Raw genomic sequence first — 25914 nt, forward strand, 5'->3', positions numbered from 1 at the left:
CGTCTGTGACGAGGCGCCGGGGCCGGGCGGGTACAGTGTCGGCATGAAGCTGATTACCATCGACCCGCCCACCCGCAGCTTTTCGCGCTGGCTGACCAACGAAGAAATAGCTCGCGTCGTCGCCCACAAGCGCGGCTGGCGTCAGGCGCCCGACGGCAGCGTACTGGCCGGCAAGATTCGTAAAACCCGCATCGCCGACTCCCTCGAATACCTCGGTGCCGCCGTCATTGCGCACGGCTGGGCCAGCCGGCCACGCACCGAACCGAGCGACAGCAGCGGCCCCACCCACATAATGTGGGGCATCATCGACGCCCGCACCGACGCCGAAATCGCCGAGCAGCTCGGCGAAGCGGTCTAAGGACCGCTCGAGGCGCGTAGCGTGGAACTATGAGCCTGAATCCCAGTTACATCACGCCCGGCCTGGACTTCAACCGCGACACCAATTACATCGAGGACCGCATTACACGGGACGGCCGGGACGGCTGGCCGGTGGAGGCGGGTCGCTACCGCTTGGTCGCAGCGCGGGCCTGCCCCTGGGCGAACCGCACCACGATCGTGCGCCGCCTGCTCGGCCTCGAGGGCGTCATCTCACTCGGCCTGCCCGGCCCGACCCACGACAAGAACAGCTGGACGTTCGACCTCGACCCCGACGGGCTCGACCCGGTGCTCGGCATCGAACGCCTGCAGCAGGCCTTCTTCGCCCGTTTTCCCGACTACCCGCGCGGCATCACCGTGCCGGCGATCGTCGATGTCGCCTCTGGCAAGGTCGTCACCAACAACTACCCGCAAATCACCGTCGATTTTGAGACCGAGTGGACAGAACACCACCGGGCCGGCGCCCCCGACCTCTACCCCGAAGCCCTCCGGACCCAGATCGACGAGGTCGCCAACCTGATCTTTCACGACGTCAACAACGGCGTCTACAAGTGCGGCTTCGCGGGCAGTCAAAAATCGTACGAGCGGGCCTACGACGCCCTCTTCGCCCGACTGGATTGGCTCGAAGAACGCCTGGCCGGGCAGCGGTATCTCGTGGGCGACACGATAACCGAGGCGGACATCCGCTTGTTCACGACTCTGGCACGCTTTGACGCGGTGTATCACGGTCATTTCAAGTGCAATCGAAACAAGCTCAGCGAGATGCCGGTGCTGTGGGCCTATGCCCGCGACCTCTTCCAAACGCCCGGTTTCGGCGACACGATCGACTTCGATCAGATCAAGAAGCACTACTACGTGACCCACGTCGATATCAATCCCAGCGGCATAGTGCCGAAGGGGCCGGATGCTGCCGCCTGGCTGGCACCGCATTCTCGCGCCGATCTCGGCGGCCGTCCCTTCGGCACCGGCACCCCGCCGGAGCCGCCCGTGCCCGGCGAGCGCATCGTGAACTGAACGCGTAGGGCTAGTCGGGGCGACGGGCCCGGCTCGGCTGCACGCGCGGCGGCTCCCCCGGCATCTTGGGAAAGTCCGGCGGAAACGGCAACTCACCCAGGCCATCGGCCAGATCGCGCTCCCACCACGAATACAGGACGTCGATCGAGCCGGGCTGCTCATGCATGGTCGCCCACGGGTCGCCCTGGTCGCGCAGTCGGTTCGGCACGGTGAGAATCGTGAAGGCATGCGGGTCGGCCTGGGCGAGTTCACTCCACTCCAGCGGACAGGACACCGGCGCGTGCGGCAGCGGCCGGGGACTGTAGGCACCGGCCATGGTGCGGTCGCGGTTGGCCTGGTTGTAGTCAATGAAGATGCGCTCGCCGCGCTCTTCCTTCCACCAGTTTGTGGTGACCCGGGTGGGCATCCGTCGTTCCAGCTCACGCGCCGCGCCGATGACCGCGTGCCGCACGTCAAGAAATTCGCGGGTCGGGATGATCGGCGCGAACACGTGCAGTCCGCGATTTCCGGATGTCTTCACAAACGCGGTCAGACCGGCCTCGGCCAGCAGGCTCTTCAGTTCGACAGCGACCGGAATGGTGTCGGAGAAGTCCGTGCCCGGCTGTGGATCCAGATCGACGCGCAGTTCATCGGGATTGTCCGATAGCTCGGCCCGGGACGGCCAAGGGTGGAACACGATCGTGTTCATCTGCACCGCCCACACGGCGGCGGCCGGTTCGTCGATCACGAGCTGCGGATGCGTGCGCCCGCTCGGGTAGACCACGGGAACGGCCCGCACATAGTCGGGCGCCCCCTTCGGCGGGTTCTTCGAGAAGAATTGCTCTCCGTCGATGCCGCCACTGAACCGTTGCAGCGTCACCGGACGGTCGCCGTTAGCCCGCACGAACGCCTCCCCCACCTCGATGAAGTACTGGGCGAGGTCGAGTTTAGTGATTCCCGGATCGGGCCAGAGCACCCGGCTCGGGCTCGACACGCGCACCTCGCGCGCGCCGTGCGGGCCGTCGACCATCAAAACCTGCGCATCCGAGCTCACCATGCGCACACTGTAGCCAGATTTATTGGCAGCGGCAGCCTCCGGCCGCCGCTGCCGGCAAGCTACGGGATGTAGTTGAACTCGTCGGGGTTCGGGCCCGTGCGCTCGTCGCGGTTTAGCGCAGTGATGGCGGCGATATCCGCTTCGGTGAGGGAGAAATCGAACAGGGCAAAGTTTTCCTCGACCCGGCTGCGGGTGACCGACTTCGGGAAGACGATGTCGCCCCGTTGCAGGTGCCAGCGCAGGGTAACCTGCGCGGCGGTCTTACCGACGCGGTCGGCGATCCCGGTAATCACCGGGTCAGAGAGAACTGCCCCTTGCGCGAGCGGCGACCAGGCCTCGGTTGCAATGCCGTGCTCGGTATTGAATGCACGCAGTGAATCCTGCGTGAGGTACGGGTGTACCTCGATCTGGTTGACGGCCGGCACCGTGTCGGTTTCGTCGAACAGGCGCTGCAAGTGCGCCTGCTGGAAGTTGCTCACGCCAATCGTCCGGACGCGCCCGGAGCTCTGCATCTCCTCCATCGCCTTCCAGGTTGCGACGTAGTCGCCGACGGCCGGGAGCGGCCAGTGAATGAGGAACAGGTCCAGGTAGTCGAAGCCGAGTGCTTCGAGGGTGCGGTCAAACGCGGCGAGGGCGTCGGCGCGGTCGTGGAACCCATTGTTGAGCTTGCTCGTGACGTAGATATCGGCACGGGCGAGACCGGACGCTGCAATCGCCTCACCGACCTCTTTCTCATTGCCATACATCTCCGCCGTGTCGATATGTCGGTAGCCGGCCTCAAGGGCGGCGAGGGTCGCCACTTTGGTCGTTTCTGGGGTGATCTGAAATGTGCCGAAGCCAAGCTGCGGTATGGACGTGCCGTTGTTGAGAGTGAGTGTGGGGACTGTGGTCATGGGTAGATCTCCTCGTTCAAATGTGCTTTGGTCGTGGCATCGCTAACATTTGCCCCGCGTTGCTCGGTCAATTCGAGAACGTCCCGGCTTGCATACGGGTGGTGGTAGTTGCTGGCACGTGTAACCGAACCACGCAATCATCGGGCCTATTCCATGGCTGCCCCAACGCAGGGCGCACTAGCAGCCCCCGTCGAGCGCTGAACGAGTGTGGCGCGGCAACGCACAAACTGAATGCCAACGTAGTTCGCAACTTGCCGCCCTATCATCGGGGCATGATTGAGCCAGTGAAACGCGACCCGGTACGTCTCGGCCAGGAATCAGTGTGGGATTACCCGCGCCCACCTCTGATTGAACAAACCACGGAACACGTCACGATCGAGCTGAACGGCGCGACGATCGTCGACACCAGCGACGTCGTACGGGTGCTGGAAACCAGTCACCCGCCCGTCTACTACCTGCCGCGAAGTGCTTTTGCCGCCGGTCTGCTGAAGTCGGCAGCGGGTCACAGCTACTGCGAATACAAGGGCGTGGCCGGCTACCTCTCGATCGGCTCCAGCCCCCGTGCGGGCTGGTTTTATTCCACACCGTCACCGGGGTACGAAATTCTGGCTGAACGTATCGCCGTCTACCCGGGCGCGATGGACCGCTGCACCGTCGACGGTGAGACGGTGCGCGCGCAGGACGGCGACTATTACGGCGGCTGGATCACTAGGAAAATCGTGGGGCCGTTCAAGGGCTCTACTGGTACCGTGGGCTGGTAGTTCGCCCTTCGATACCGTTGCTTCGCACACAGTTTTCTGGTTCCGGGTATCCTCTCATCAGCCATGCATCCGAGGTACCAGACAACTGAAGGAGCTGCTGTGACCCACAACGCCGTAGACGAAGACATTCTCAACCAGTGGACCCGCCGTCTCAGCCAGGCCCTCCAGATTTTAGACCTTGACGTAGACAACCACCTCGTGCTCAATGTCGCGGACGAAGCCGCCCACGCGGTCAGTCCGATGGCCGCCCCGATCACAACTTTCGTCGTCGGCTATGCCGCCGGTCTGGCCGCAGCCAACTCGGCGATGGCGTCGCACGCGGCCATCGCCCGGGCAGCGGATATCGTGATCGCTGTCTGCCGGCAGCCCGCGAATGAGGCACCCGACGAAACCGGCTGGGTCAATACTGCTCAGTAGCTCAAACTGCGCAGGAGCTCAAACTGCGCAGGAGCTCCCACCATCCGCATCACACCTCCGACCGCTCCAATCGGATAATGACCGCCTTCGACACCGGCGTATTACTGCCGTCGGCGACGCTGTCGAGTGGCACGAGCACGTTCGCCTCTGGATAGTAGGCGGCCGCGCAGCCGCGCGGCGTCGGATAGGCGACCAGCCGGTACCCGCGTAGCACCCGATCGACGTTGTCACTGAACTCGCTGTGCACGTCGACCAGGTCACCGTCGGCGAACCCGAGGGCGATCAGGTCCTTCTTGTTAATGAACACCACGTGACGGCCCTTCTTGATCCCGCGGTAGCGGTCGTCGAGGCCATAGATAGTGGTGTTGAATTGGTCGTGGCTGCGCAGTGTCTGCAGCACCAGGCGCCCGGGTGGCACCTCGAGGTGTTCGAGGGTGTTCGTGGTCAGCATCGCTTTGCCGGTAGGGGTGGTGAACGTGCGCGAATCGCGCGGCCCGTTCGGAAGCACGAACCCGCCGTCTTGCCGGATGCGCTCGTTGTAGTTCTCGCACCCACCGACCACGTGGGCGATGTGGTCGCGGATGCGATCATAGTTGGCCTCAAATCCGGCCCAGTCGACGGTAACCCGCTCGCCCAGGACGGCGCTCGCCAGCCGGGAGACGATGGCAACTTCGGAGAGTAGGTTCGGTGCGACCGGCGTGAGCTTGCCCCAGGACGGATGCACCGCGCAAACCGAGTCCTCCACCGAGACGAACTGCTCGCCGCTGGTCTGCTCGTCGATTTCCGTGCGCCCCAGGGTCGGCAGAATCAGGGCTTCCTCGCCGGTCACGGCGTGGGACCGGTTGAGCTTGGTCGAGATCTGCACGCTCATTTCGGTGCGGGCCATGGCAGCCTCGGCAATGCCGGTGTCGGACATGGCGGCGACGAAGTTACCGCCGAGCCCCATCCACACCTTCATTTTTCCGTCACGCATGGCACGCACGCCGTCGACGGAGTCAACGCCATGCGCACGTGGTGGATCGAAGCCGAACTCGGCCTGAAGGGCGTCGAGGAAGGCGGGCGGCATCTGCTCCCAGATGCCCATGGTGCGGTCGCCCTGCACGTTGCTGTGTCCGCGAATCGGGGAGGCTCCGGCACCGGGCTTGCCGATGTTTCCGCGCAACAACAGCAGGTTGATGATTTCTTTGATGGTCTCGACGCCCTTTTTCTGTTGCGTCAGCCCCATCGCCCAGGTGATAATCACCCGATCGGCATTGAGGTAGCGCTGCGCCAGTTCGTCAATTTGGGCCGCACGCAGGCCTGTCGCGGCCAGGACCATCCGCTCGTCAAGTTGCGACAAATGTTGCCTCAACTCGGCCAGCCCGTGGCAATGTTCGTCGAGAAAGGCCTGGTCGAGCACTGTGCCGGGGGCGGCCGCATCGGCGTCCAGTACCCGCTTGGAAACCGCCTGCAGCAGCGCCATGTCGCCACCAATGCGAATTTGCAGAAACTGGTCGGCCATGTCGGTGCCGTGACCGATGATTCCGCGCACCCGTTGCGGGTTCTTGTAGCGGCGCAGGCCCGCCTCGGGCAGCGGGTTGACGGCGACGATCTGGGCACCGGCATCCTTGGCTTCTTCGAGCGCCGTGAGCATACGCGGATGGTTGGTGCCTGGGTTTTGGCCCATGATGATGATCAGGTCTGATTTCGCGAAGTCGTCGTAACTGATCGTGCTTTTGCCGATTCCGACGGTCTGGCCCATGCCCCAGCCCGTGGACTCGTGGCACATGTTGGAGCAGTCCGGCAGGTTGTTGGTGCCGTAGGCGCGGGCGAACAGTTGATAGGCGAAAGCGGCCTCGTTGGACGCGCGGCCGCTGGTGTAGAAGGCGGCCTGATTGGGTGAGTCGAGCCCGTTGAGCTTGGCCGCAATTACCCGAAACGCCTCGGCCCAACTGACCGGGCGGTAGTGGTCGCTGCCAGCCGGCTTGTACACGGGTTCGATCAGCCGACCCTGCATGCCGAGCCAGTATTCGCTCTTCTCGCGCAGGTCGGCCAGCGAGTGCTCGGCCCAAAAGGTGGTGGGAATTGTGATCGGTGTGGCCTCCCAGGTGACGGCCTTGGCACCGTTTTCGCAGAATTCGAAGGCCTTGCGCTGGCCCGGGTCGGGCCAGGCGCAGCTCATACAGTCGAAGCCGTCCTTCTGGTTCATCGAGAGCAGAGCCCGCATCCCCCGCCGGGCGCCCATCTGAGTGATTGCCGGTTCCATCGAGTGCAGTACGCCCGGAACGCCAGCCGCCCAGGCCTTGGAATGGGTGACTTCGATGTCGTCGTCGGTGACATCGTCGATTGGTGGGTCGCTGCTCATGGGGGGCGCCTCTCTCTCCTCGGGGTTCACGAGCGCCGTGGCCGTGTTGTCGGCCAGCCACGCGCTCGTCGATGGAACGATACACCGGCCAGGCCGGGTGCGGCCAGCACGTCGACCAGGTGATGAAGAATGCGCCGCGCAGCCAGCGCTGCGAAGGCCACGTCAAGGAGAAGGCCACCGGCGGCTTCTTCGCGCGAATGTTCGCCTGGCCACTGGATCAGCGCGCGCCGACGGGGTGAGGGAGGCTCGGGTGCGGGCGATATCGTGGGGCAATGAACACCCTGACGTTTCGCCGCGCGACCAACGACGACATTCCGGCCCTGCTGGAGCTGGTGACGAACGCCTACCGCGGCGAGGCCAGCCGGGCCGGCTGGACTACAGAGGCCGACCTCATCGATGGGCAGCGCATCGACGCTGACCTGCTGCACGCAGACCTCGATCGCCCCGACAGCCTCGTCATTCTCGCTGAACGCGGCGTCGATCTGGTCGGCTGCGCCCACGTCGCCAAAGACCTGGGCGACACCGCCTATTTCGGCATGTTCGCCGTGCGCCCGACGGGCCAGAGTCAGGGTGACGGCACGCGGATACTGGCCGAGGCCGAACGCCTGGCCGTGGCCGAATGGGGTTCGACCGTGATGATCATGACCGTCATTGGCCTGCGCGACGCCCTCATCGCGTTCTATGAACGACGCGGCTATCGTCGCACGGGCGTGCGGAAACCCTTCCACGTCGACACGCGATTCGGCGTGCCCAGGCGCGATGACCTGCACCTCGAGGTACTCGAAAAGGGACTGCAGCGCGGCTAAATACGTCGCCCGTATACTCGGCGCGCCAGCTATGGCGCGCGCGCCGACCCGGAGTTAGCGCGGTCACGGCGGGGGCAGTCGGAATCGCACTATTTGTGCCCCTGCCCGCCGAATTGCGGCCACTATGGGGGCATGACTATCGAACAGCCGCGGCACCGCACCCTGGCCACCATTAACCTGGACCTGCTGGTGATGACCTTGGGCAACGGTGAGGGTGGCTACTACAACGCCGCGACCGGGGACATGCTGACCATCATGGACGGCGATGTCATCACGGGCGACGCCGAAGACATCGATCTTGACGACCCCGCCTGGATCGGAATTGGAACTGAGGACTCCCGTGACAAATACCGGGACATGTCCGATTTCGCGGACGCCGTCACCGATCCCGTCATCGCCGACCGCTTGGCCCGAGCGTTAAACGGTGCCGGAGCATTTCGCCGCTTCACGAACACGGTGCAGGAGGTAGAGCCCAGGCTCGACCTGATTTGGCACCGTTTCGCCGAGGCACGCGCCGATTCACGGGCGATCGATTGGCTGGTCGACAACGATCTGTGCGATGAAATCGAAGCTGCCCTCGCCGTGCAGGAACGAGCCGACCAGGCGGAACGGGCCTTGGGCGAGGCTGCGCGCTGGGTCTGGGACCGTTCCTGACGGCATCCGTTACTGCTACCAGAATCCCAGGGAGAACTCGGCGAAGACGGTGGAGAGCACGAACGAGGCCGTGATCGCCACGAGTCCGACGGGAATGATCTTCCAGCCGATCCGCTTCAGCAGGGGCATATCCTTGCCGAGGCTCAGCCCCGCACTGACGAGCACGACGGTCGCCAGGGACAGAAAGTCGACGCTGGTCACCAGAGCCGTGAGCAGCTCGCCGACCGGAGACCAAGGGCTGGAGATCAGCGCTCCGATGGTCGTTGCCCAGACAATCGCCGAAATCTTTCGCGAGACCTTCGCCAGAAACATGCTCACCAGAATCAGCGCGACCATGATGGCGTAGCCGCCGACGATGCTCCAGGAAAAGGACTTTGCGGCCACCGACGCCGTCGCGATGCCGACGATGGAGAGCACGCTCATTGCCAGCCAGATCGGGAGTTTCACCGGCGCGGCAGCCTCCGCAGCGGCTTCCCGGAACCGACGGTTCTCATCGACGGTGATGGCATCCACTGCCTGCTGCTGGTCGACCTGTTTCCGAGTCAACAGCCGGTAGAACCGGTCGGCGAGCGGCAGGGCGATGTAGATGCCGACGTAAACGCCGAGGACCGTGGTGATGAGGTTGGACACCGCGGCCATGGCGAGAATCTGCTCGGCCTGCGCCGGAAACTGGGCCACGATGCTCGCTGCGGCCGCGGCCATCATCGACCCCGACCCCACCCCGGCACCCATGGCGAGGGCAAGGGGGTCGAAGATATCGGCTGAGGTCAGAAGCGACGCGAGCAGGCTGATGTACACGGCACCAAACAGCGTTCCGAACACATACATCGCGAGCACTCCGCGATATTGGTCGGAATCGGGGCCGTACTTCTCACTGACCATAGCGAAGGCCGGTTCGCGGTCGAGCGAAAATGTGGCACCCACGGTGGATTTGCCCATGCGCAGCAAGACCGCGAGCGGCAAAGCGAGGGCGACCGTGCCCAGCAGATGACCGATTTCCTGCACCAGCAGTGCTGGCCCGGCGTCGAGCAACAGGGGAAGGCTCGGACCGATCGAGAATGCCAAACGAGCAACGAGAAGCATCACGGCGATGCCCACGAACGCGTTGGCGATCTTTTGCAGGTTCAGCCCGAGCGGTTTGATTGTCTGCACCGACACCACGGCACCGATCAGAATGGCCCAGACCATCGGAAAAATGATGATGGTTCCAACGCCGAGGTCGATCGTCAGGGACCCGATGGCCTGACATCCCACCGCGATGACAAATGCCAATGCAAGGATCGGCCAGGCATTTTTCAGTCGAACGGATGCCGACCGCTCGGCGGGCTTGGTCGGCGTGACGCTAGTGTTCATCGGATTCCCCAGTGTTCTGCGCGGTCGAGCGCGATTGTGCTGCGGCGATGAAAGTCTCGCGCTGCACGGTGTCGGTGCTGACGCCGAGCACCGTCCACGCCATCGCGATGGCGGATTCGAACATGATCTCGTAGGCCTCCGGAGTATCAGCGACGGCCGCGAATCCGTGAGAGTGAATGGGAACCTGAGCCCCGGGGATGCCCACCCACGGGTGAATGCTGGGGATGACTTGGGAAATGTTACCCATGTCCGTTGACCCACCGCTCAACCCCGCCGATCGCTCAACGCTGCGCCCGAAGAACGCCATGCCCTCGTTCCAATGGGCGCACAACACCGCGTCCTGCAGCAGGGGCTCGTAGAGGGGTTCTGTCTGCTCGAGCTCCAGCGTCGCCCCCGTCGCCAGCGCGCCAGCCTCAAAGCACCGACGAACGCGCACGAGGAGCGCCTCGTACTGAGTCAGGGTGAAAGCACGGCATTCAAATTCCACCACCGCCGTGTCGGGAATGATGTTCGTCGCAAATCCGGCCTCAGAAACATAGAGAGCGATTCGGTGATCGCTGGGAATCTGCTGACGCAGCAGCCCCACCGCCACCTGCGACAACACTGCGGCATCCGCAGCGTTAACTCCCAGATGTGGTGCCGCCGCAGCGTGAGCGGCTGTGCCGCGGAACGTCGCCCGGTATCGGCCGACGGCCTGGCTCGTCGTCCCTTCCGGGTTGTAGGACATTCCGTCCTGAACGGGGTGGGTCATCATGGCGACTCCCACACCATCGAACACGCCGCGTTCCAGAAGCACAACCTTGCCACCGCCGTGCTCTTCGGCTGGAGTTCCGATCACCCGCAGGGTGATGTCGAGGTCATCCACGAGTGGGAGCAGGGCGAGTGCGGCCGCGACGCTCGCGCCGGCGATTATGTTGTGGCCACAGGCATGGCCGATGTTCGGCAGCGAGTCGTATTCGGCGCAGACGGCCACCGTCAGCGGTCCGCTTCCTGCGGTCGCCACAAAAGCTGTCCCAAGGTCTGCCACGCCGCGTTCTACCGCGAATCCCGCTTCTTCAAGTCGGGCGGCGACCAGAACGGATGCCCGGTGCTCCTGAAAGGACAGCTCCGGGTCGGCATGAATGGTGCGGCTCAGCTGGAGCACGTCGGCGGCCACGGACGCTACCTGTTTGACGACGTCCGACCTCAGCCCGGTCGTCTCGGCGAGCATGGCGGAGAATTCCACGGGTAATTCCGATCTGGCAGCCCCGGGCCGCCCGTTCTGGTCGTGCCGATGCCGACACTGATTCGGGGCATCCGCTCTGCAGAGCCTATTACGTCGGGACGTTCTCGCTTTTACTGGACGAAAACAATCCCCCTCATTGGGGTCCAAGCGTCGAGGTCGTGACCCGTCGGGATGGTAGCCACACGCCCGAAGCGGGGTGATACGGTAGCAAAAAATGAAGCAGCAGCCCCGACAATGCGGTAAAAGCTGCCGCACCGATGGCGCCGAAATTAGTGTGCTGGGCGTCGACGTTGACCCCGACGAGGGTGGTCAAAGTCCAGCCGAGAGCCCAAAGAGCGGCAACACCCAGTGCCCACAGCCAGCGGCGTCTGGCCCGCCGCGGCAGGGCGACGGCCTGCGCGGTGCCGAGAACGAGCCCGGTGACGGCGCCCATCAGGGCTAGTTCGGCCAGGGTGGTCCGATAGTCAACAACGGTTGAGCCGAGTAGCAGCCCCAGGCCCATTCCGATGGCCGACAGCGGTACCCAGATCAGCGGATCGAGTCGACGCCGGCTGACCAGCACCTGTCCAACGCCGATCACGACTCCGCAGACTGCGCCACCGATCAGGGCCGATACGGGGTTGCTGACCCGCCCACCGACGGCGGTTCCGGCGAGGCTGGCTATGGGAAAAGCGAGGAAACCGACGAGCCAGAGCAGCCAGGTTGAGAGAAAAGTGGGGTTACGAAAGCTGGGGTTGCGATGGAGTTGCCGCGATCCGATCACCTCTGCTCCAATCTCGTTGGCCACTCCACGCGCCGACCCGCCAACATGCTACCCCCAAGCCGCTGGCAGTCCAAAGACTAAAGTTCGCCAGCGTTGATCCGCTTCAGTGAATCAGGCAGCAACCTCCGGTGACGCCAGCGGCGTGATGTAGGAATAACCGGTGGCGGTGTTCTTGGTGATCGAGAGCACCAACTGCATGTGCGGTTCCAGGGCGGTGACTTTGTCGAGCGGAGCACCGACGATGAGTTGAAATCCGAGGCCCTTCCACGCGGCGACCGCACGCCCGGCGAACTCGGCATCGGATTTCACGAAACCCTCGTCGAGAAAGACCGGGGCAAAACGCGGCCGGGTGCGGCTCTCATCGCCGAGCTGAAAGCGCAGGGCGGCGCCGACGACGAAGGCCACGAGTTCCTGCGACTCGCCACCGCTCTTGCCGCCGAGCGAGGAATAGGTGCTCACCTCTACGCCGTCGGGCGTCACGCGCACGGCGGTGATTTCGACATGCTGGCGCACGTCGAGCAGCAGGTCCCGCTGGGAGTTGTTCAGCCCGTCGGGCCGGCGAATCAAAGCCATGAACCGCTGCAGCCGGGTGAAGCGGTCCTCGGTTTGATCATCGGTGAATTGCTCCGTCGCGCCTGAAGAGAGCACCTTGAGCTCCTTGCGGAACGAGGTCGCGTCACCCGGGTGCAGGCGGCGCAGGGCGATCTGCAGGCGGTCCCGGCCCGCGCCGAACGGCAGGGTCGCGAGAATTTCGTTGATCGGTCGCAGCCGGTCTTCGATCTCCTCAATCGCCGAGTTGAACGCGCCGGTGAGCGGCACGAGGTCCTGGCCGCTCCAGGCCGAGAGTCGGCGCTTCCATTCCTGCCTCCGCTCCGACAGGCCAAGGGTGCGGATCGCGTCGAGAATGTCGGTGTAGCTCGTGACCGATTCGAGCGCGACGCCGATGTTCGGGTCGGGCCAACGGCTCTGGAAGGACTCGAAGATGCCGATCATGGCCGCGCGATCGCGTGCCGCGCTGTCGCGGTCCTGCGCCGACTGGGCAATCAACCGCTCGCGCAGGCGTTTCAGGCCGGCGGGAAAACCGGAAAGGTCGTTCTGGTCGGTGACCAGAGCAAACTGCTCACTCAGGTGCGCGGCATGTTCGGCCGCGAGCACGAGCGCGTCGCCCTGGTCGATCTGGTCCAGCCGCCCGCTCACCGTGTCCTGCGCGTCGACGATGCTGCTCTGCTCCTCGGCCAGCGTTGCGCCGGTCTGGTCGGCCGCGTGCTTCTGTTTTCCGGCAACATCGAGTTGGAGGGCCAGCCGGCTCTCTTCATCGTTCAGGGCGCGCAGGATATCGCTGCCGGCGAGCATGCGTTCTTGCTCGGATTTCTTGCCCGCAATGCGCTCGGCGGCCGCCGCAACGTCGATGGTCGACCAGTCGGTGTCGAGAATGTGCTGGTGAGCGGCCTGGTTATCGCGCAGTCCGACCAAGCTGTCAGCGACAGCGGATGCCCGTCCAGCGACAGCATCGGCCACCCGCCCCTGCGCCGCGAGTTCCGACGCAATGTCGTAGAGCCGGGCGCGGCTGGAGAATCCGATGATCGATTTCTGACCCGCGTTTGCGCCGTGGGCGCCCCGGGACCCATTGCGAGTCTGCCCGCTCGAAGTCACCCGTGCGCCTGGGCCACCCAGCTCGGATGGGCTGGCCACGCACAGTGCGTCGAGGTTTGCGCTCCGCAGGCGCGCCTGCACCCAGCTGCTGAACGGCGAGTCTTTCACGTCGAGCTTGCCCGAGACGTAACGGGCGTCGCCGACGGCCACGACGTGCGGTTTCAGCGCGACACCTTCAAAGTGGATGCGCAGCGGCAGCTGCAGCGGGTCGATCGCCGCGCTGAGCTGAGCGAGCCGGGTCTCATCGACGAGCAAAACCTTCACGACCGAGGCGAGGGTCACCTCGGCGGCCTGCCGCCACTGCTCTTCACCGGCGGCGAGGTCGATCAGTTCGGCCACGAACGGCAGCTCATCGACCGGAATGTTCGCCGCTTCGGAGATCAGCAGCCGGGCCTGATGCAGCTGCTGGGGCACGAGGCTCTCGCGTCCGGTCAGAAAGGCACGTTCCTGCTTGAGCAAGCGGATGCCCTCCTCCACCGGGTACGACTCGCGTTGCAGCGCAGAGCGGGTCGCCTCCAGTGCGGCCTCGGCGGCGGCGAACCCGGCGGCGAATTCTTCGGCGGCGCGCTGAGCAGCCGCGAAGGATGCGGGCGAATCGAGCTGCAGGGCGAGATTCTGCACCCGATCGTCGAAGCTCGCGCGCTCGCGAGCCACGTCGTCGTGCCGGTGGCGCAGCTGGGTGAGTTCGTTCTGCAGGCGTTCGAGCAGGTCGCCGCCGTTGTTGCGCTGCTGGTGTTGCAAGTCGGCCACCCGGGTTTTCAGAGCGGTCTCCCCGTCACGCGCCTGGCTCAGGGCGACCTGGTTATCCCGGCGGGCGACCCGGTTGGTGTCGGCGGCGGTCTCGAGGAGGGCCTGCTCGGTCTGCAACTGCCACAGCACGAACGGGGTGTCGCCGGCCCGGTGCACGCCGAAGGTGTCGACCAGATCGGCCTTGGCCGTCGCGGCCTCATAGCCGGCGTTGAGCTCGGGCAGGCGTTCGAGCACCTGCGCCTTCTGCGCCTCGGTGACCATGGCGCCGTAGGAGCGCTCGAGGTCTTCGAAGTGGTCGACGGCCTTGTCGGCGGCGGCGAAGGTGGCCGGCTCTTCGAGCACCATCGACTTATACAGTCCATCGACCGTTTTCACCTGCTGGCCCGCCTGAATGCGGGCGAGCAGGCGCAACGCTTTGCTGCCCTCACCGTTGGCGCCGATGCCGAGCCGCGTGTACAGCGTCTGGGCGAACGCCGCGTAGGTGTCGAAGACGTCGAGGCCGTCGAAGTGGGCTTTCAGGGCGCGCTTGTCGAACCGATTTTCGGCGATGGCGGCGAGGTCGCGCAGGTCGAGGCATCCGTCTGTCGTAGCCATTTTCATGGTGACGTCGGCGAATTTGTGGGCGCCGCGCGGCACGAAGTAGGCCCGCAGCACGGTGAAGCGGCGCTGGTTGTCATCGACGAAGGTCATGGCGATGGCGCCCCAGGTGGCTGCGTTTGCGCCGCGCAGCACCTGGTCGGTCAGCTCGTCGGTGCCGGCTTCGCGGTTGGCGTCGGTCTTGCCGCGAAGGTAGGTCATCAGGTTGCGCTGGTCGACGCTGCGGGCCCGGCCGGAACCGGCGTCGTTCGACGCGCCGTTGAACGGGGTGTCCGAGGGCATCATGAGGGCGAGGTAGGCGTCGAGCAGGCTGCTCTTGCCGGTGCCGGAGGCTCCGGAGACGAGCGTGGCCGAGGCACTGAAGTCGACCTCGTGGTGGCCATGAAAGCCGCCCCAATTGACCAGTTGCATCGATTCGGCACGCCACTGCGTGGTGCCCTCGGTGGCGCCGTTGATATAGAACAGCGGGGAATCGTTCATACCAGGGGCTCCATCAGCGGTTCGTTATTTTCGGCGCGCAGCCACTCGAGCAGCTCACGCAGGCGCTCCACCGGCAGCAGCACTTCGATCACGGCGGAAATGCGAAAGCGGTCGGGGTCGCTGGTTTTCAGCAGCACCCGCGCCTTGGCGAGGCTGTCGACGGCGGCCGTCGCCTTGCGCGCGTCGCCGGACAGGTCGGTCGCGCGCTCCGGCCGAAAATGGGCAACGTTGTCGACCAGGTTGTCGCGGTCGACCAGAACAATTTCCAGGCCGTTGGCGCGTTCGCTGCGAAAACGCTGGCGGAGCAGCACGAGCAGAATGGTCTCTTCCCGGCTGTAGGCGACGTCGTGCAGCAGGGTGGGGAAGCGTTCGCCGCCCTCGGCAAGGGCCTGCCGTTTGAAGGCGATCTCGTAGTGCAGGTCAACGTGCAGGTCGAGAAAGACGTCGTTGAGCCGGGATTTGAGCAGGCTCTGCGACTTCAGCAGGGTCTGCCACTCGGCCGGCTGCAGTGCCGACGAAATATAGCGGTGCTTGAGCAGCAGCACGAGCGTCCGGCGCTGCTCCACGCTCAGGCCGCCCTCATCCCCCTCGAACAGCGAGAGGCTGGCCGGGTCGCTGTCTATGCCGGTGTCGTCGTCAGCCAGGTCGTCAGTCATTCTCGGAACCCAAATTCTGGGCGGCCAGTGCCGCCGTGTCGTCGTCGGTCAAAATGAGGCGCGGCACCTCGAAGAAACGCACCGAGCCATCCGGTCGCACCGTTTCAAAGCTCTCCAGCCCCGCCGTGCCCGGGCTGAGCTGGGCGGCGAGCTGCAGCAGGCCGAGGATCTCGACCGGCCGACGCAGGCTCGCGTCGAGCCCGTTGAAGGCGCTGCCAATGGATGCCGCCTCCCCCGTCCCGAATGCGGCCACGAGGGCGTCGCGCAGTTCTTGGAGCAGTGGCCCACCCTGCTGGCGCAGGGCGTCGAGGCTCGGCGCCGCGGGCGCGGCGCCCGACACATCGGCCAGCGCGGGCGGAGCGCGGTGGGCAACCGGATCGTAGAACCGTTCGTGCAGGTGCTCAACGTCGAGGGTGCCCGGTATCAGTTCGGCGGTGACAGTGGAGCGGGGCCCGGCGGTCTGCATCCAAGTCGCGAGCTCGCGATTGACGTCGCGCAGCACACGTTCAAGCTCGCGATCTTTCACGACGTCATGGTTGACAATGTGCTCGCGTAGCGTGGTCGTGAGCCCCTTGCGCTGGGTCAGCACGTCGTCGATGCCCTTGCGAATGAGGGTGACCGTGCTCATGAAGCTGCGGCGTTCCGTGCGACTGAGTTCGAGGGCGAACGGATGCAGCAGAATCGTCTCGAGATCCGCTTTCAGCCCCTGCAGCAGAGCGTCGTTGCGCAGCAGGGTGAACGCGCCCTCGAAGGCGCGACCCTCCGCGGTCGACGACATGAGGGCATCCGTTTTGGCGAGGTAGTCGTCGAGAACCTCGCTGATCGGCCGTTCCTCGCCGCGGAAGTCGTTGACGATCTGGCGATGCATGGCCGCGACGGACTCTTCGACCCGTTTGAAGTCGCTCGGCAGCTGCTGAATAAGGTTGATGAGGTTGGCGTAGCCCTCGTGCATCTGCTCGTTGGAGGCCGGCTCAATGTCGCCGCCGTCGGAGAGCCGGTCACGCTCGCTGCTGAGCTCGCGGATCTGCTGGTCGAGACGCCGCACCCGCTCCTCGCGGTCTGGGTTAGCTTCGGTGGCGCGATGACGCACGGTGTCGACGATCGTGGTGAGGCGGGATTCGCTGATCAGCGCCCGATCTCGGGCGAGACCGTCGACGAGCAGCAGGGCTTCGAGGGCATGGCTGGTGAGCGAGTAGTGTTCCTCCCCCGCGTCGTTGATCTCCCGGTAGAGCCAGAGGTCATTCATCCACTGCACGCAGAGGGCGCGGCCCGTTTTCTCGGGCGCATCCAGGCCGATGCTGCGGAGGTCGGCGAGGTAGGCATCCACTTGGGTGTGCAGTGCCTCGCAGGAAACGCTGCGATGCTCACGGCTGAATGAGCTCTTGAACACAGCGAGCACGAACGGCGCCCATTTGCGGTCGAGCAGTCGCAGGGTGGGTTTGTCGAAGGCTTCGCGCACCCGCGCCAATTCGCCTGCAATGTCACTCAAGAGCTGGTTCCTTTCCAGCTCTCCACTTTAACCGACTTGCGGGGTGCCCCTGACCTGATCAGCCAAGCAGGCGCGGCCGCTTCCAGTCGGCGCCGTGCACGTGCTGGTCCAGAAAAGCGAACACGGTCTGGTACCAGACCACCGCGTGTTGAGGCTTGAGTACCCAATGGTTCTCGTCGGGAAAGAACAGGAATTTGTGCTGGGTACTGCCGTCGACCCCTGCGTGGTGTTCGGCGAGCTCAGACCACAGCCGCAGGCTTTCGCCAATCGGCACCCGGTAGTCGTGGTCACCGTGAATGACGAGCATCGGCGTGACGATCTCGCGCACCGCCTGGTGCGGCGAATTGTCGATCATGCCTTGCGCCGAGAATATGCTCTGCCAGTATTGCGAGTCGTCGGTCGTTCCGTTGAACTGGTCGAGCGACCACAGGCTCGCGTGGCTGACGATGGCGCGGAACCGATCGGTGTGGCCGGCGATCCAGTTGGCCATATAGCCTCCGAATGATCCGCCCATCGCTGCGGTGCGGGTCGCGTCGATCTCGGGCAGCTCTTCGACTGCATCAACGATCGCGAGCAGGTCGGTGTAGGGCTTGCAACCCCAGGCATTCCAGCCGCGAGCGATGAAATCGAGCCCGTAGCCGGTCGAGAGCGCGGGGTCGGGCAAGAGCACCGCGTAACCTCGGGCTAGGGCGAGCAGCGGGCTCCACCGCCAGCTCCAGGCGTTCCAACTGTTCAGCGGGCCGCCGTGAATCCATAGCAGAAGCGGGGCCGGATGCTCCTGCCCGGCTCCCGCAGGCAGCAGTAGCCAGGCGCGTACTCGCGCTCCGTCTTCGGCCACGGTCTCAACCTCGGTGATCGTGCCGGGAACCTCGGGGAGCGCGGCCGGTGTGGCGAGCATGCTGACGGTACCGGAGCGGCCGATGCGCACCGGATGCGCCGGCGCGATCCAGGAGGAGCGCAAGGCCACGAGGTCGCCGGTCTGGGCATCGACGCAGACGTTGGTGTAGCTGAAGTCGTCGGTGGTGAGCTGCTCGGGCGCTCCGCCGTCTAGCGGTACGCGAAAGATCGGACCGCGGCCGTCGTGGTCGGCCGTGACGATAAGGGCCTGGTTGGATTCGGTGTCCGCGTCGAAGACCAGGCTGGTCGGCCAGCGGTCCCATTCGGCGGCGAGGCGACGCGGGCGGCGGCCGTCCAGGTCGGCAGCCCAGAGTTCTTGGTCGGCCGGACCCTCCGGGGTACTGACGGCTGTTCGCACGAAGGCGATCTGTCTACCGTCGAGGCTCACAGCCGGGAATTCGAAGTCAACCTTCGATTCGTCGAACAGGGTGGTCTGGGTGCCGGTCGCGACGTCGATGGAGGCCAGCACATAGCGACCGGAGCGTTGCTCAGCAACCCGCAGGGCGACGATTAGCGTGGATCCGTCCGGGGTTAGGGCCTGGCCGGCGGTATCCATGGTGCGACCGGGGGCGGCCGTGAGGTCTCGGGGACGCGGGAGGTCGGCTGGATAAGGAGCGGGGGCATCCGCTTCGCTGACCGTGTCGCTGGCGCTGGCGGGAGGTGCGATCGTGTCCTGCAGGTCGGCGAGGTCGAGCGCCAGCAGGTGGGGTTCGGCCGGACCGAGATCGTGGTCCCAGAACCGCACCGGGTAGCTCTCGTGCAGAATAGCCGCGACCTTCTTCTCGGTGCGTTCCTTGCGGGCGGCGCCTTCAGCTTCGAGGTCGGCGGCGCTCGGCAGGAGCTCGGCGGCGATCACGAGGTTGGAGGAGGAGGACGCCACCGCGGCGATGCCGGATACTCCCCCCGCCAGGCGGGTGATCGCGCGAGCCTCGCCGCCGGCAACAGGCAGCAGCCAGAGCTGGGCGGCCACGGCGTCCGTGTCAGCACCCTTGTCAGCAGCCGCGTCGAGGCGGGTGGAAACGAACAAAACGTCTCCGTCGGCCGTAAACGCGGCCCCGGATTCGCCCTTCGCCGACCGGGTCAGGCGGGTCGGAACGCCGGTGCCGTCGGCGGCCACTGACCACAGTGCCCGCTCATAGCTCGTCTGGTCGCGGGTGAGGGTCGCAACAGTGAGGACGACCCGCTGCCCGTCGGGCGAGAGCGCGAGGCCCTCCACCCGCGGCAGCGCCACGTAGTCATCGAGACTGGAAAAGGGCGTGGGGTGAGACTCCATTGTCATGCTTCAACGCTACCCGACCGGAATGACTAGCAGCTGGCGCACGCGTCGCCGGAGACTCAGGTGCGCCATGGTCGTTCGGGCCGGTAAGGTTCGGGGCTGGGGGTGTTGGCTCGGTGATTGTGGGCGGGTCGCCAGGTTTGGGTTGGGTCAAAGAGCAGTGGTCCGAGTATGTGGGGTCGGCCCTTGATCATGCGGATTCTCCATCCGCTGGTGTCGATGGTGTGGTGGTGGAACCAGCAGAGGAGGACGCCGTTGTCGATGTTGGTGAGGCCGTGTTTTTGCCAGGGGATGACGTGGTGGACTTCGCTCCACCGGGCGGGAATGGTGCAGCCGGGGATGATGCAGCCTCCGTCGCGGGCGGCGATGGCGGTGCGTTGCTTGGCGGTGAAGCAGCGAACTGTGTCGCCGAGGTAGAGCACGTCGCCGTTGTCGCCGAACAGTACCTTTCGGGCGCCGCCGGTGCAGATGGCTTCTTTCACCCGGCGGAACGAGACCGGGGCTTCGATACCGTCGATCCAGCCAACGCCACGGCCCTGGTCGAGGTCGCTGGCGTTGATGTGGATCATGACGGTCGGGGCCGCACCGCCCATCGTCGGGGTCTGCGGGTCGCGCGCGGCCGCTTCAAACACGGAGCGAAGGATGTCAGCACGCTTCTCACCGCCGGTGCGGCGGTCCCCGTCGAAGCGGGTATCGCCGCTGAACGGGTCGGCACTGAACGGGTCGGCGCCGAACGGGTCGGCGCCGAAGCGCTCACCCTTCGTGCTCGGGCCGTCGATGTCAACGCCGTCCAGCTCGCTGGGGTCATTGCCGGGTTCGGTGGGTTCAAATCGCGGTGTGCGGGACCGCGCCGATAGGAACGTGTCGAACAACGTGTCCATGATGCCGCGCAGTTCCGGGGTGACGTTGGCGTGCACCGGGTAGAGCCCGTTGCGCAGCAGGCCGAAGGTCAACGTGCTTTTCGCCTCGACGGCGTCATCGTTGGGCGCGGTGCCGTCGGGGTCGAGCCGGCCCTGCCACTCCAGGGCTTGTGCCCGCAGCATGTCGGGCGCGAAGCGGATTCCCGCGCCCGGCAGCCCCACCGTCTCCGGCGTGATCTCCCCGGTCGCCGACGCCACCAGTGCACGTTCGACGCGGTCGAGGTCGTCCGGCAAGACCCGGCCCTGCAACGCGGTCAGGGTGCCGGCGATGATCTCCGCCGACTCCACCCCAAGCTCCCCACTCACGAGCCCCTCGGCAATGACCGGATACCGGGCCGCGACCGGCAAACCAAGCGGGGTGCGTTCGACCGCCGTCTCGCCCAGTTTCAGGCGACGCTTGGCTTCACGGCCGGAGATGCCGGCAAGTTGGGTGATGAACTCAACCCGGTTACGGCATCCGTTCTTATACGCCAAAGATCCGTTGCCGAGGTCGGTCTCCCCGCGAACTCCAATGTCGGTGGTCGCCCGCAGTCTGGCCGCATCGACCTTGCGCCCGAGGCCCTCCAGCGCGGCCATCACCGCGACCGCTTCGGCGTCATCAAGATGACTAAACCGCACCCCGTCAACAACGGAAGCCAACAATGCACCGGCCTGAGCAATCACCGCAACCCGGGAACCCTCAAACTCCGGCATCGAACCGGCTGCTGCGGGCGGGACGGTGAGGGTCATGGCGACGAGGCCTCCTTCACCCACAATTATACTTCGAAACGCCCGTGAAAGCGAGACAATCTCAGTATAATGGTGCGATTTTCTAAGATTTGTCTACGATCAGCGAACGGGGCTCAAAGCTCGTTTGAGCAGCCAAGGTCAATTCGCTGCGCACCTTGGGAAGACACTTTCTCGATCAGGGCAGCTCGGCATCCGCATTGACGACGGCGTCAACAGCGACGTCAGCCGAGCGCATCACCGAGCGGCGCGTCGCCCACCAGGTACAGCCGCTGCGTGGCCCGGGTCATCGCAACGTAGAGTGCCCCGGCACCGCGCTCCGAGGCCGCGAGAATCGCAGCTGGGTCAACAACGATAACCGCATCGAACTCCAGCCCCTTGGCGTCCTGTGGGGTGAGCAGCGCAATGTCCCGGCTCAAGCCGAGCGCGCCAACGCCGAGCAGGTCGCCGAATTCGGCGCGCAGGGTGGCTTCCAGGTCGTTGAGACCGGCGTCGACGACGATCACGGCCAGGGTGCCGCCAGCGCCGAGCGCCCGGTCCCGGCGAACCGCCGCCGCGGCATCCGCTACCGTCTCGACCGGCCATTCGCTGGACCGCACCGTGCGGGAGGGCGTGATCGACAAGCCGTGCGAGATCGCGACGGTTTCGGCCGCTGTAGCGATCTGGCTCGGCGTGCGATAGTTCACGGTGAGCTCTTCGAGCCGCCAGCGGTCGGCCTCCGGCGAGCCCTCGAGTACCGGCTGCAGCGCCTCCTTCCAGCTAGCGGATGCCGCAGCGCTCGCCGCCTGCGCGATGTCGCCGACGATCGTGAACGACCTGCGCGGACCACGCCGCAACACGAGCCGCCACTGCATCGGGGAGAGTTCCTGCGCTTCGTCGATGACGACGTGGCCGTAGGTCCAGCTGCGGTCCCGCGCGGCACGCTCACTGGTCGTGGCCCGCTCATCGAGTTCGCCGGCACGAGCGGCGAGGTCTTTGGCGTTGACCAGCCCCTTCACCCGCATGTTTTCAATGGCCGTTTCGGCGTTCTCCACGTCACGCTTGCGCTGTTCCTTGAGCGCGCGCTTCTTCGCCTGGTCGACCGCGTTGTACTCGCCGAGTAGTTCGGCCGCCTCATCGAGCAGCGGAATGTCGGCGATCGTGAACTCGGCGTCGCGCGCGCGGGCCAGCAGCTTGCGCTGGGCAAAACGCCAGCGCGGAGTCAGCTCCTCCAGCCACTGCGGCCGCGCATACAGATCTTGCAGCAGTTTCTGCGGGGTCAGCGGCAGCCAGGCGGTGTTCAGCGCTACGCGCACATCGTCGGCCAGGCGCAGATCTTCGCGCAGCATCGGCAGGTCGGTATCGTCCATCGACCGGCCCTGCTGCTGCAGTTGCTCGAGCCACACCCAGGACAGCGCGTTGATGGCCGTCTTCACGAACGTGACCCTGGCCTCGTTGTGGGTCTTGCCGGTGCCGCGAGCGCGCGCGATCGCCTGGGCGACCAGCTCCGGCTGCAGCACAATGCGGTCGCCGTTGACGACGAGCACCTGCGCGGCGGCCGGGGTGCGCTGCCGGGACTGCACGGCCCGGGCAATGAGGTCTGCCATGAACGCCTGGCCTTTGAGCGCGGCAACGGCCGGGGCATCCTCTTCGGTCGCTTCGACGTCGGGAAATAACTGACCGACCGAGGCGAGCACGACCCCGGTCTCGCCGAGCGACGGCAGCACGGCCTCGATGTACTGCAGAAACGAGCGTGACGGGCCGATGATGAGCACACCGCTATCGCGCAGGCGATCCCGGTGCGTGTACAGCAGGTACGCGGCGCGGTGCAGAGCGACGGCGGTTTTGCCGGTGCCAGGGCCGCCCTGCACGACGAGAATTCCGGCCAGCTCCGAGCGGATGATGCGGTCCTGCTCCGCCTGAATGGTCGAGACGATGTCGGACATGTGCCCGGTGCGCTGCGCGGTGAGGGCCGCGAGCAGGGCCCCCTCGCCCTGATGTGTGGTCGCATCCGGGTCGGCAAGCAGGGCGGCATCGAGAATTTCGTCCTCGATGCGAATGATGCTGCGCCCCTTGGACAGCAGGTGACGGCGGGCCCGGGCACCGAGCGGCGTGGCGGCAGTGGCCTGATAGAAGGCGCTGGCCTGCGGCACCCGCCAGTCCAGCAGCAGGGGCTTGTGGTCTTCGTCGCGCAGCCCGACCCGGCCGATGTAGCGGTAGACCGAGTCGCCGGAGTCGTCCGGCATGGTCTCGAGCCGACCGAAGGCAAGCCGGTCGTCGACCTCGCGCAATTGCACGATGCGATCCTCGTACAGGCGGGCGAAGGTATCGCGTTCGCTGCGGGACTGGTGGTTGCCGCCCACGTCGAGGCGGCGCACCTCGATCAGCTGATGTTCGGCCTCTTCCGCTAACGCATCCAACCGCTCATACAGCGACTGGACATAGTTCTGTTCCCGAACAAGCTCCTGGTCGATCACGCACGCACCCCTTTAAACCGAAGTCACTAGTTTAGTCGCGGTCAGTATGGGCCTTGCTGTGTGTATTGGGACGCTCGGGACGGCCTGGCCGGGCACGCTTCGTTCCCTGTGGCCTTGAACGGTGAACGTCATCTCGGGCGTATTGCCGACGGTGACGGGGACCAGGTGTCGGCTTGGTCGATCACAGACGGTCCAGTTCACGGCTGCATTAGTCCCGCGCTCGATGGTTTCGTGGTCTGGCTCGGCAGGGTCGGGAGGACTCGTCCAGGTCAGAACTATAGCCAGTACCTCTACGAATGCATGGCTCACGCAGAGCGTGAATCGGGACACCCGACCTAGATCATGACGCGGCTGCGGATCACGTCTGCGGCGCTTGTGTGCATCGGCTCCTGACGCGAACGGGCGTGCTCGCGCAGCCGCTGGAAAGCTTCATCCATATTGATGCCGTTTCGTTCAGCGATGACTCCCTTGGCCTGCTCGATGAACACTCTGCTATTGAGGGCACGCTGTAGCTGTTCGTTTACCGTTGCATTCTCTCGAGCCGTGCGTTCATGGAGAAGGCTGATCGTCGCGACGTCGGCTAGGGCCTGACCAATTGTCGCGTCTTCATCACTCAACACGCCTTTCACCGTTCGAAACAGATTCAGCGCCCCGATGGTGTGGGGACGAAAACGCATCGGAATGGCGTGAACGGATTGGAAGCCCTGGGACAATGCCGCGGCCTGAAAAGTGGGGTAGAGATCCCCGTTGGTGGCGATATCGCTGAGCGTGACGACCTTTCCTGACCGATACGCGTCGATGCAGGGACCTGCTCCGGCTTCACGTTGCAAAACTTCAACGATCTGGCTTTCTTCACTCGTGGAGGCGACAACTTGCAGATTGCCGTTGTGGTCCGCTAGAAGGATGCCAGCTGCGGTGGCGTCAAGTAACACCACGCATTGGTCGACCAGGGTGTGCAAGAGATCGAGCACGTCATATTCGCCGACCAGTGCGTCGGCTAGTTCTACAAATGCTCCGCTTACCAGCGCGGCCCGGGTCATGCTCGTCATGCGGTTTAGTCTGGCTCTTAACTCGTATCGGGTGGCGCGTCAGAGTCGAATGTCAGTGCTTTGGCAGGTTGCACGATCTGCCTCCTCAGTCCCGGTCAGTTCTGTCGGATGTGGGGGACGAGCCCGACCGATGGCGCCGCCTACAGCCGTCTCCCAGCGAACACCGCTTACCTCGAATTAACCATCCCGATTACCTCCAAGGAACCATCCCGATTGCAAGGAGTGAACATGCCTTTCATCACCGTCACCGGTCAGAACGATCCGAGCGTTGAATTGCATTACGACGACGTCGGTGTCGGAAAGCCCGTCGTACTTATTCATGGTTGGCCCCTCAGTGGCAGATCCTGGGAGGGCCAGGTGCCAGCACTGGTTGACGCCGGCTACCGGGTGATCACCTATGACCGCCGCGGGTTCGGCCAGTCATCCCAGCCGTGGAACGGGTACGACTACGACACGTTCGCCGCCGACCTAAAGACCGTTCTCGATACCCTCGACCTGCGGGATGTTACCCTCATCGGATTCTCGATGGGCGGCGGCGAGCTCGCCCGCTACGTCAGTACCTACGGCACCGACCGCGTGGCGAAACTCGTCTTCGCCAGCGCGGTGACCCCGTACCTATGGAAGTCGGAGGACAACCCCGATGGCGGTGTCGACGCCGCCCTGGCCCAGTGGTTCCACGACGGTTTGACCGGCGATCGGCCGGCATTCCTGAACGAGTTCCTGACGATGTTCTTCACGGCGGGTAAGCCGTCCTTGGTCAACAAGCCGAAGGTCAGTTCCGAACAGATTGCGTACAACCTCGATATCGCCCAGATGGCTTCACCGAAGGGCACGCTCGATTGCACCACCGCCTTCGCGACGACGGACTTCCGCGACGACCTGACGAAAATCACCGTGCCGACCCTGGTGATTCACGGCGACTCTGACATCATCGTGCCGTTCGAGGTCAGCGGCAAGCGCACGCACGGGGCCATCTCCGGCAGCGTACTCGTACTGATCGAAGACGCCCCCCACGGTCTCACCGTTTCGCACAAGGCCGAGTGGAACCGGCACGTGCTCGCGTTCCTCGCCAAATAGCACGCCCGACAGGGCCCCTACCCACGATGTCGGGCCTTGTCGGTACGCGGCGGGCCTGAAAACTTTTCGTTACCTGTTCACCCGGTCACCCAGGACGTGGCCGAGAACCCGCACGACGAGATAATGACCTCCAAGAACTGTCGGTGGGTGGCTTGGCCCCTTCGCGTGTAGAGGTCTACTCGCAGAAAGTGACGCGGCAGTCAACGGCAGGCTGGAGTGGTCAGGGCTGGAGTGGTCAGGGCTGGAG

General features: G+C 65.0%; 21 protein-coding genes. 8 read left to right on the plus strand and 13 right to left on the minus strand.

The features are described from left to right. Window positions 1–43 precede the first annotated feature (43 nt). On the plus strand, window positions 44–358 hold the full coding sequence (locus E3T31_RS04825) for a hypothetical protein (protein ID WP_134467727.1): 315 nt from the start codon (window positions 44–46) through the stop codon (window positions 356–358). Window positions 359–387: 29 nt separating this feature from the next. Continuing rightward, a complete protein-coding gene (locus E3T31_RS04830) occupies window positions 388–1389 on the plus strand; it encodes a glutathione S-transferase family protein (protein WP_134467728.1) in 1002 nt (333 codons plus the stop codon). Window positions 1390–1399: 10 nt separating this feature from the next. On the opposite strand, the gene ligD is transcribed toward E3T31_RS04830, so the two are convergent. Both ligD and E3T31_RS04840 read right to left on the minus strand, forming a co-directional pair. After that, window positions 1400–2425 (minus strand): non-homologous end-joining DNA ligase, encoded by a 1026-nt coding sequence (ligD, locus tag E3T31_RS04835; RefSeq protein WP_370304294.1) that lies wholly within the window; start codon window positions 2423–2425, stop codon window positions 1400–1402. Between the two features lie 59 nt (window positions 2426–2484). Further along, window positions 2485–3318 (minus strand): aldo/keto reductase, encoded by an 834-nt coding sequence (locus E3T31_RS04840; RefSeq protein WP_134467729.1) that lies wholly within the window; start codon window positions 3316–3318, stop codon window positions 2485–2487. 272 nt (window positions 3319–3590) lie between these two features. Between E3T31_RS04840 and E3T31_RS04845 the strand changes: the two genes are divergently transcribed. Together E3T31_RS04845 and E3T31_RS04850 are read left to right on the plus strand one after the other, a co-directional pair. After that, a complete protein-coding gene (locus tag E3T31_RS04845; RefSeq protein WP_134467730.1) occupies window positions 3591–4079 on the plus strand; it encodes a DUF427 domain-containing protein in 489 nt (162 codons plus the stop codon). A gap of 99 nt (window positions 4080–4178) precedes the next feature. Then, window positions 4179–4496 carry a DUF6457 domain-containing protein gene (locus E3T31_RS04850; RefSeq protein WP_134467731.1) on the plus strand — a complete coding sequence of 106 codons (318 nt, stop codon included), beginning with the start codon at window positions 4179–4181 and terminating at the stop codon, window positions 4494–4496. A 49-nt stretch (window positions 4497–4545) separates the two neighbouring features. On the opposite strand, the gene E3T31_RS04855 is transcribed toward E3T31_RS04850, so the two are convergent. Next, complete coding sequence (locus tag E3T31_RS04855) at window positions 4546–6840, minus strand: FdhF/YdeP family oxidoreductase (protein WP_134467732.1); 2295 nt, start codon at window positions 6838–6840, stop codon at window positions 4546–4548. Between the two features lie 71 nt (window positions 6841–6911). Here E3T31_RS04855 and E3T31_RS17660 point away from each other — a divergent pair, with 71 nt between their 5' ends. From E3T31_RS17660 to E3T31_RS04865, 3 genes are all read left to right on the plus strand, one after another. Then, window positions 6912–7079, plus strand: coding sequence for a hypothetical protein (locus E3T31_RS17660; RefSeq protein ID WP_166788388.1), 168 nt, complete (start codon window positions 6912–6914; stop codon window positions 7077–7079). Between the two features lie 33 nt (window positions 7080–7112). Continuing rightward, the gene (locus E3T31_RS04860; RefSeq protein ID WP_134467733.1) at window positions 7113–7646 is read left to right on the plus strand and encodes a GNAT family N-acetyltransferase; all 534 of its coding nucleotides are present in this window, start codon (window positions 7113–7115) and stop codon (window positions 7644–7646) included. A 132-nt stretch (window positions 7647–7778) separates the two neighbouring features. Beyond that, on the plus strand, window positions 7779–8300 hold the full coding sequence (locus tag E3T31_RS04865; RefSeq protein WP_134467734.1) for a UPF0158 family protein: 522 nt from the start codon (window positions 7779–7781) through the stop codon (window positions 8298–8300). A 15-nt stretch (window positions 8301–8315) separates the two neighbouring features. On the opposite strand, the gene E3T31_RS04870 is transcribed toward E3T31_RS04865, so the two are convergent. From E3T31_RS04870 to E3T31_RS04915, 10 genes are all read right to left on the minus strand, one after another. Next, window positions 8316–9653, minus strand: a complete 1338-nt coding sequence (locus tag E3T31_RS04870; protein ID WP_134467735.1) for a DUF3100 domain-containing protein — start codon at window positions 9651–9653, stop codon at window positions 8316–8318. Beyond that, window positions 9643–10878, minus strand: a complete 1236-nt coding sequence (locus E3T31_RS04875) for an amidohydrolase (RefSeq protein ID WP_241977657.1) — start codon at window positions 10876–10878, stop codon at window positions 9643–9645. Before E3T31_RS04875 ends, E3T31_RS04870 begins: the two co-directional genes overlap by 11 nt. A gap of 133 nt (window positions 10879–11011) precedes the next feature. Beyond that, window positions 11012–11665 (minus strand): hypothetical protein, encoded by a 654-nt coding sequence (locus tag E3T31_RS04880; protein ID WP_134467736.1) that lies wholly within the window; start codon window positions 11663–11665, stop codon window positions 11012–11014. Window positions 11666–11752: 87 nt separating this feature from the next. Next, the gene (locus E3T31_RS04885; RefSeq protein ID WP_134467737.1) at window positions 11753–15121 is read right to left on the minus strand and encodes an ATP-binding protein; all 3369 of its coding nucleotides are present in this window, start codon (window positions 15119–15121) and stop codon (window positions 11753–11755) included. Then, a complete protein-coding gene (locus E3T31_RS04890; RefSeq protein WP_134467738.1) occupies window positions 15118–15777 on the minus strand; it encodes a DUF4194 domain-containing protein in 660 nt (219 codons plus the stop codon). Before E3T31_RS04890 ends, E3T31_RS04885 begins: the two co-directional genes overlap by 4 nt. Then, on the minus strand, window positions 15770–17266 hold the full coding sequence (locus E3T31_RS04895) for a DUF3375 domain-containing protein (protein WP_166788389.1): 1497 nt from the start codon (window positions 17264–17266) through the stop codon (window positions 15770–15772). Before E3T31_RS04895 ends, E3T31_RS04890 begins: the two co-directional genes overlap by 8 nt. 58 nt (window positions 17267–17324) lie before the next feature. Beyond that, window positions 17325–19436, minus strand: coding sequence for an alpha/beta fold hydrolase (locus tag E3T31_RS04900; protein WP_134467876.1), 2112 nt, complete (start codon window positions 19434–19436; stop codon window positions 17325–17327). A 62-nt stretch (window positions 19437–19498) separates the two neighbouring features. Then, complete coding sequence (locus tag E3T31_RS04905) at window positions 19499–21088, minus strand: HNH endonuclease signature motif containing protein (RefSeq protein WP_134467740.1); 1590 nt, start codon at window positions 21086–21088, stop codon at window positions 19499–19501. 221 nt (window positions 21089–21309) lie between these two features. Continuing rightward, window positions 21310–23541: a UvrD-helicase domain-containing protein gene (locus E3T31_RS04910; protein WP_134467741.1), complete on the minus strand. Its 2232-nt coding sequence runs from the start codon at window positions 23539–23541 to the stop codon at window positions 21310–21312. 335 nt (window positions 23542–23876) lie between these two features. Next, complete coding sequence (locus E3T31_RS04915; protein ID WP_134467742.1) at window positions 23877–24590, minus strand: GAF and ANTAR domain-containing protein; 714 nt, start codon at window positions 24588–24590, stop codon at window positions 23877–23879. Window positions 24591–24818: 228 nt separating this feature from the next. On the opposite strand from E3T31_RS04915, the gene E3T31_RS04920 reads away from it, so the two are divergent. Continuing rightward, window positions 24819–25667: an alpha/beta fold hydrolase gene (locus tag E3T31_RS04920; RefSeq protein ID WP_134467743.1), complete on the plus strand. Its 849-nt coding sequence runs from the start codon at window positions 24819–24821 to the stop codon at window positions 25665–25667. Window positions 25668–25914 lie beyond the last annotated feature (247 nt).

The sequence above is a fragment of the Cryobacterium sp. TMS1-13-1 genome (assembly GCF_004403125.1).
Taxonomy (GTDB): Bacteria; Actinomycetota; Actinomycetes; order Actinomycetales; family Microbacteriaceae; genus Cryobacterium; species Cryobacterium levicorallinum.

Excerpts from the sequence above, each read along its gene's own strand:
- E3T31_RS04870 (WP_134467735.1), bottom strand. The coding sequence starts at position 9,653 with ATGAACACTAGCGTCACGCCGACCAAGCCCGCCGAGCGGTCGGCATCC.
- E3T31_RS04860 (WP_134467733.1), top strand. The coding sequence starts at position 7,113 with ATGAACACCCTGACGTTTCGCCGCGCGACCAACGACGACATTCCGGCC.
- E3T31_RS04905 (WP_134467740.1), bottom strand. The coding sequence starts at position 21,088 with ATGACCCTCACCGTCCCGCCCGCAGCAGCCGGTTCGATGCCGGAGTTT.
- E3T31_RS04865 (WP_134467734.1), top strand. The coding sequence starts at position 7,779 with ATGACTATCGAACAGCCGCGGCACCGCACCCTGGCCACCATTAACCTG.
- E3T31_RS04890 (WP_134467738.1), bottom strand. The coding sequence starts at position 15,777 with ATGACTGACGACCTGGCTGACGACGACACCGGCATAGACAGCGACCCG.
- E3T31_RS04845 (WP_134467730.1), top strand. The coding sequence starts at position 3,591 with ATGATTGAGCCAGTGAAACGCGACCCGGTACGTCTCGGCCAGGAATCA.
- E3T31_RS04855 (WP_134467732.1), bottom strand. The coding sequence starts at position 6,840 with ATGAGCAGCGACCCACCAATCGACGATGTCACCGACGACGACATCGAA.
- E3T31_RS04825 (WP_134467727.1), top strand. The coding sequence starts at position 44 with ATGAAGCTGATTACCATCGACCCGCCCACCCGCAGCTTTTCGCGCTGG.
- E3T31_RS04900 (WP_134467876.1), bottom strand. The coding sequence starts at position 19,436 with ATGGAGTCTCACCCCACGCCCTTTTCCAGTCTCGATGACTACGTGGCG.
- E3T31_RS04920 (WP_134467743.1), top strand. The coding sequence starts at position 24,819 with ATGCCTTTCATCACCGTCACCGGTCAGAACGATCCGAGCGTTGAATTG.
- E3T31_RS04840 (WP_134467729.1), bottom strand. The coding sequence starts at position 3,318 with ATGACCACAGTCCCCACACTCACTCTCAACAACGGCACGTCCATACCG.
- E3T31_RS04830 (WP_134467728.1), top strand. The coding sequence starts at position 388 with ATGAGCCTGAATCCCAGTTACATCACGCCCGGCCTGGACTTCAACCGC.
- ligD (WP_370304294.1), bottom strand. The coding sequence starts at position 2,425 with ATGGTGAGCTCGGATGCGCAGGTTTTGATGGTCGACGGCCCGCACGGC.
- E3T31_RS04885 (WP_134467737.1), bottom strand. The coding sequence starts at position 15,121 with ATGAACGATTCCCCGCTGTTCTATATCAACGGCGCCACCGAGGGCACC.
- E3T31_RS17660 (WP_166788388.1), top strand. The coding sequence starts at position 6,912 with ATGGAACGATACACCGGCCAGGCCGGGTGCGGCCAGCACGTCGACCAG.
- E3T31_RS04915 (WP_134467742.1), bottom strand. The coding sequence starts at position 24,590 with ATGACGAGCATGACCCGGGCCGCGCTGGTAAGCGGAGCATTTGTAGAA.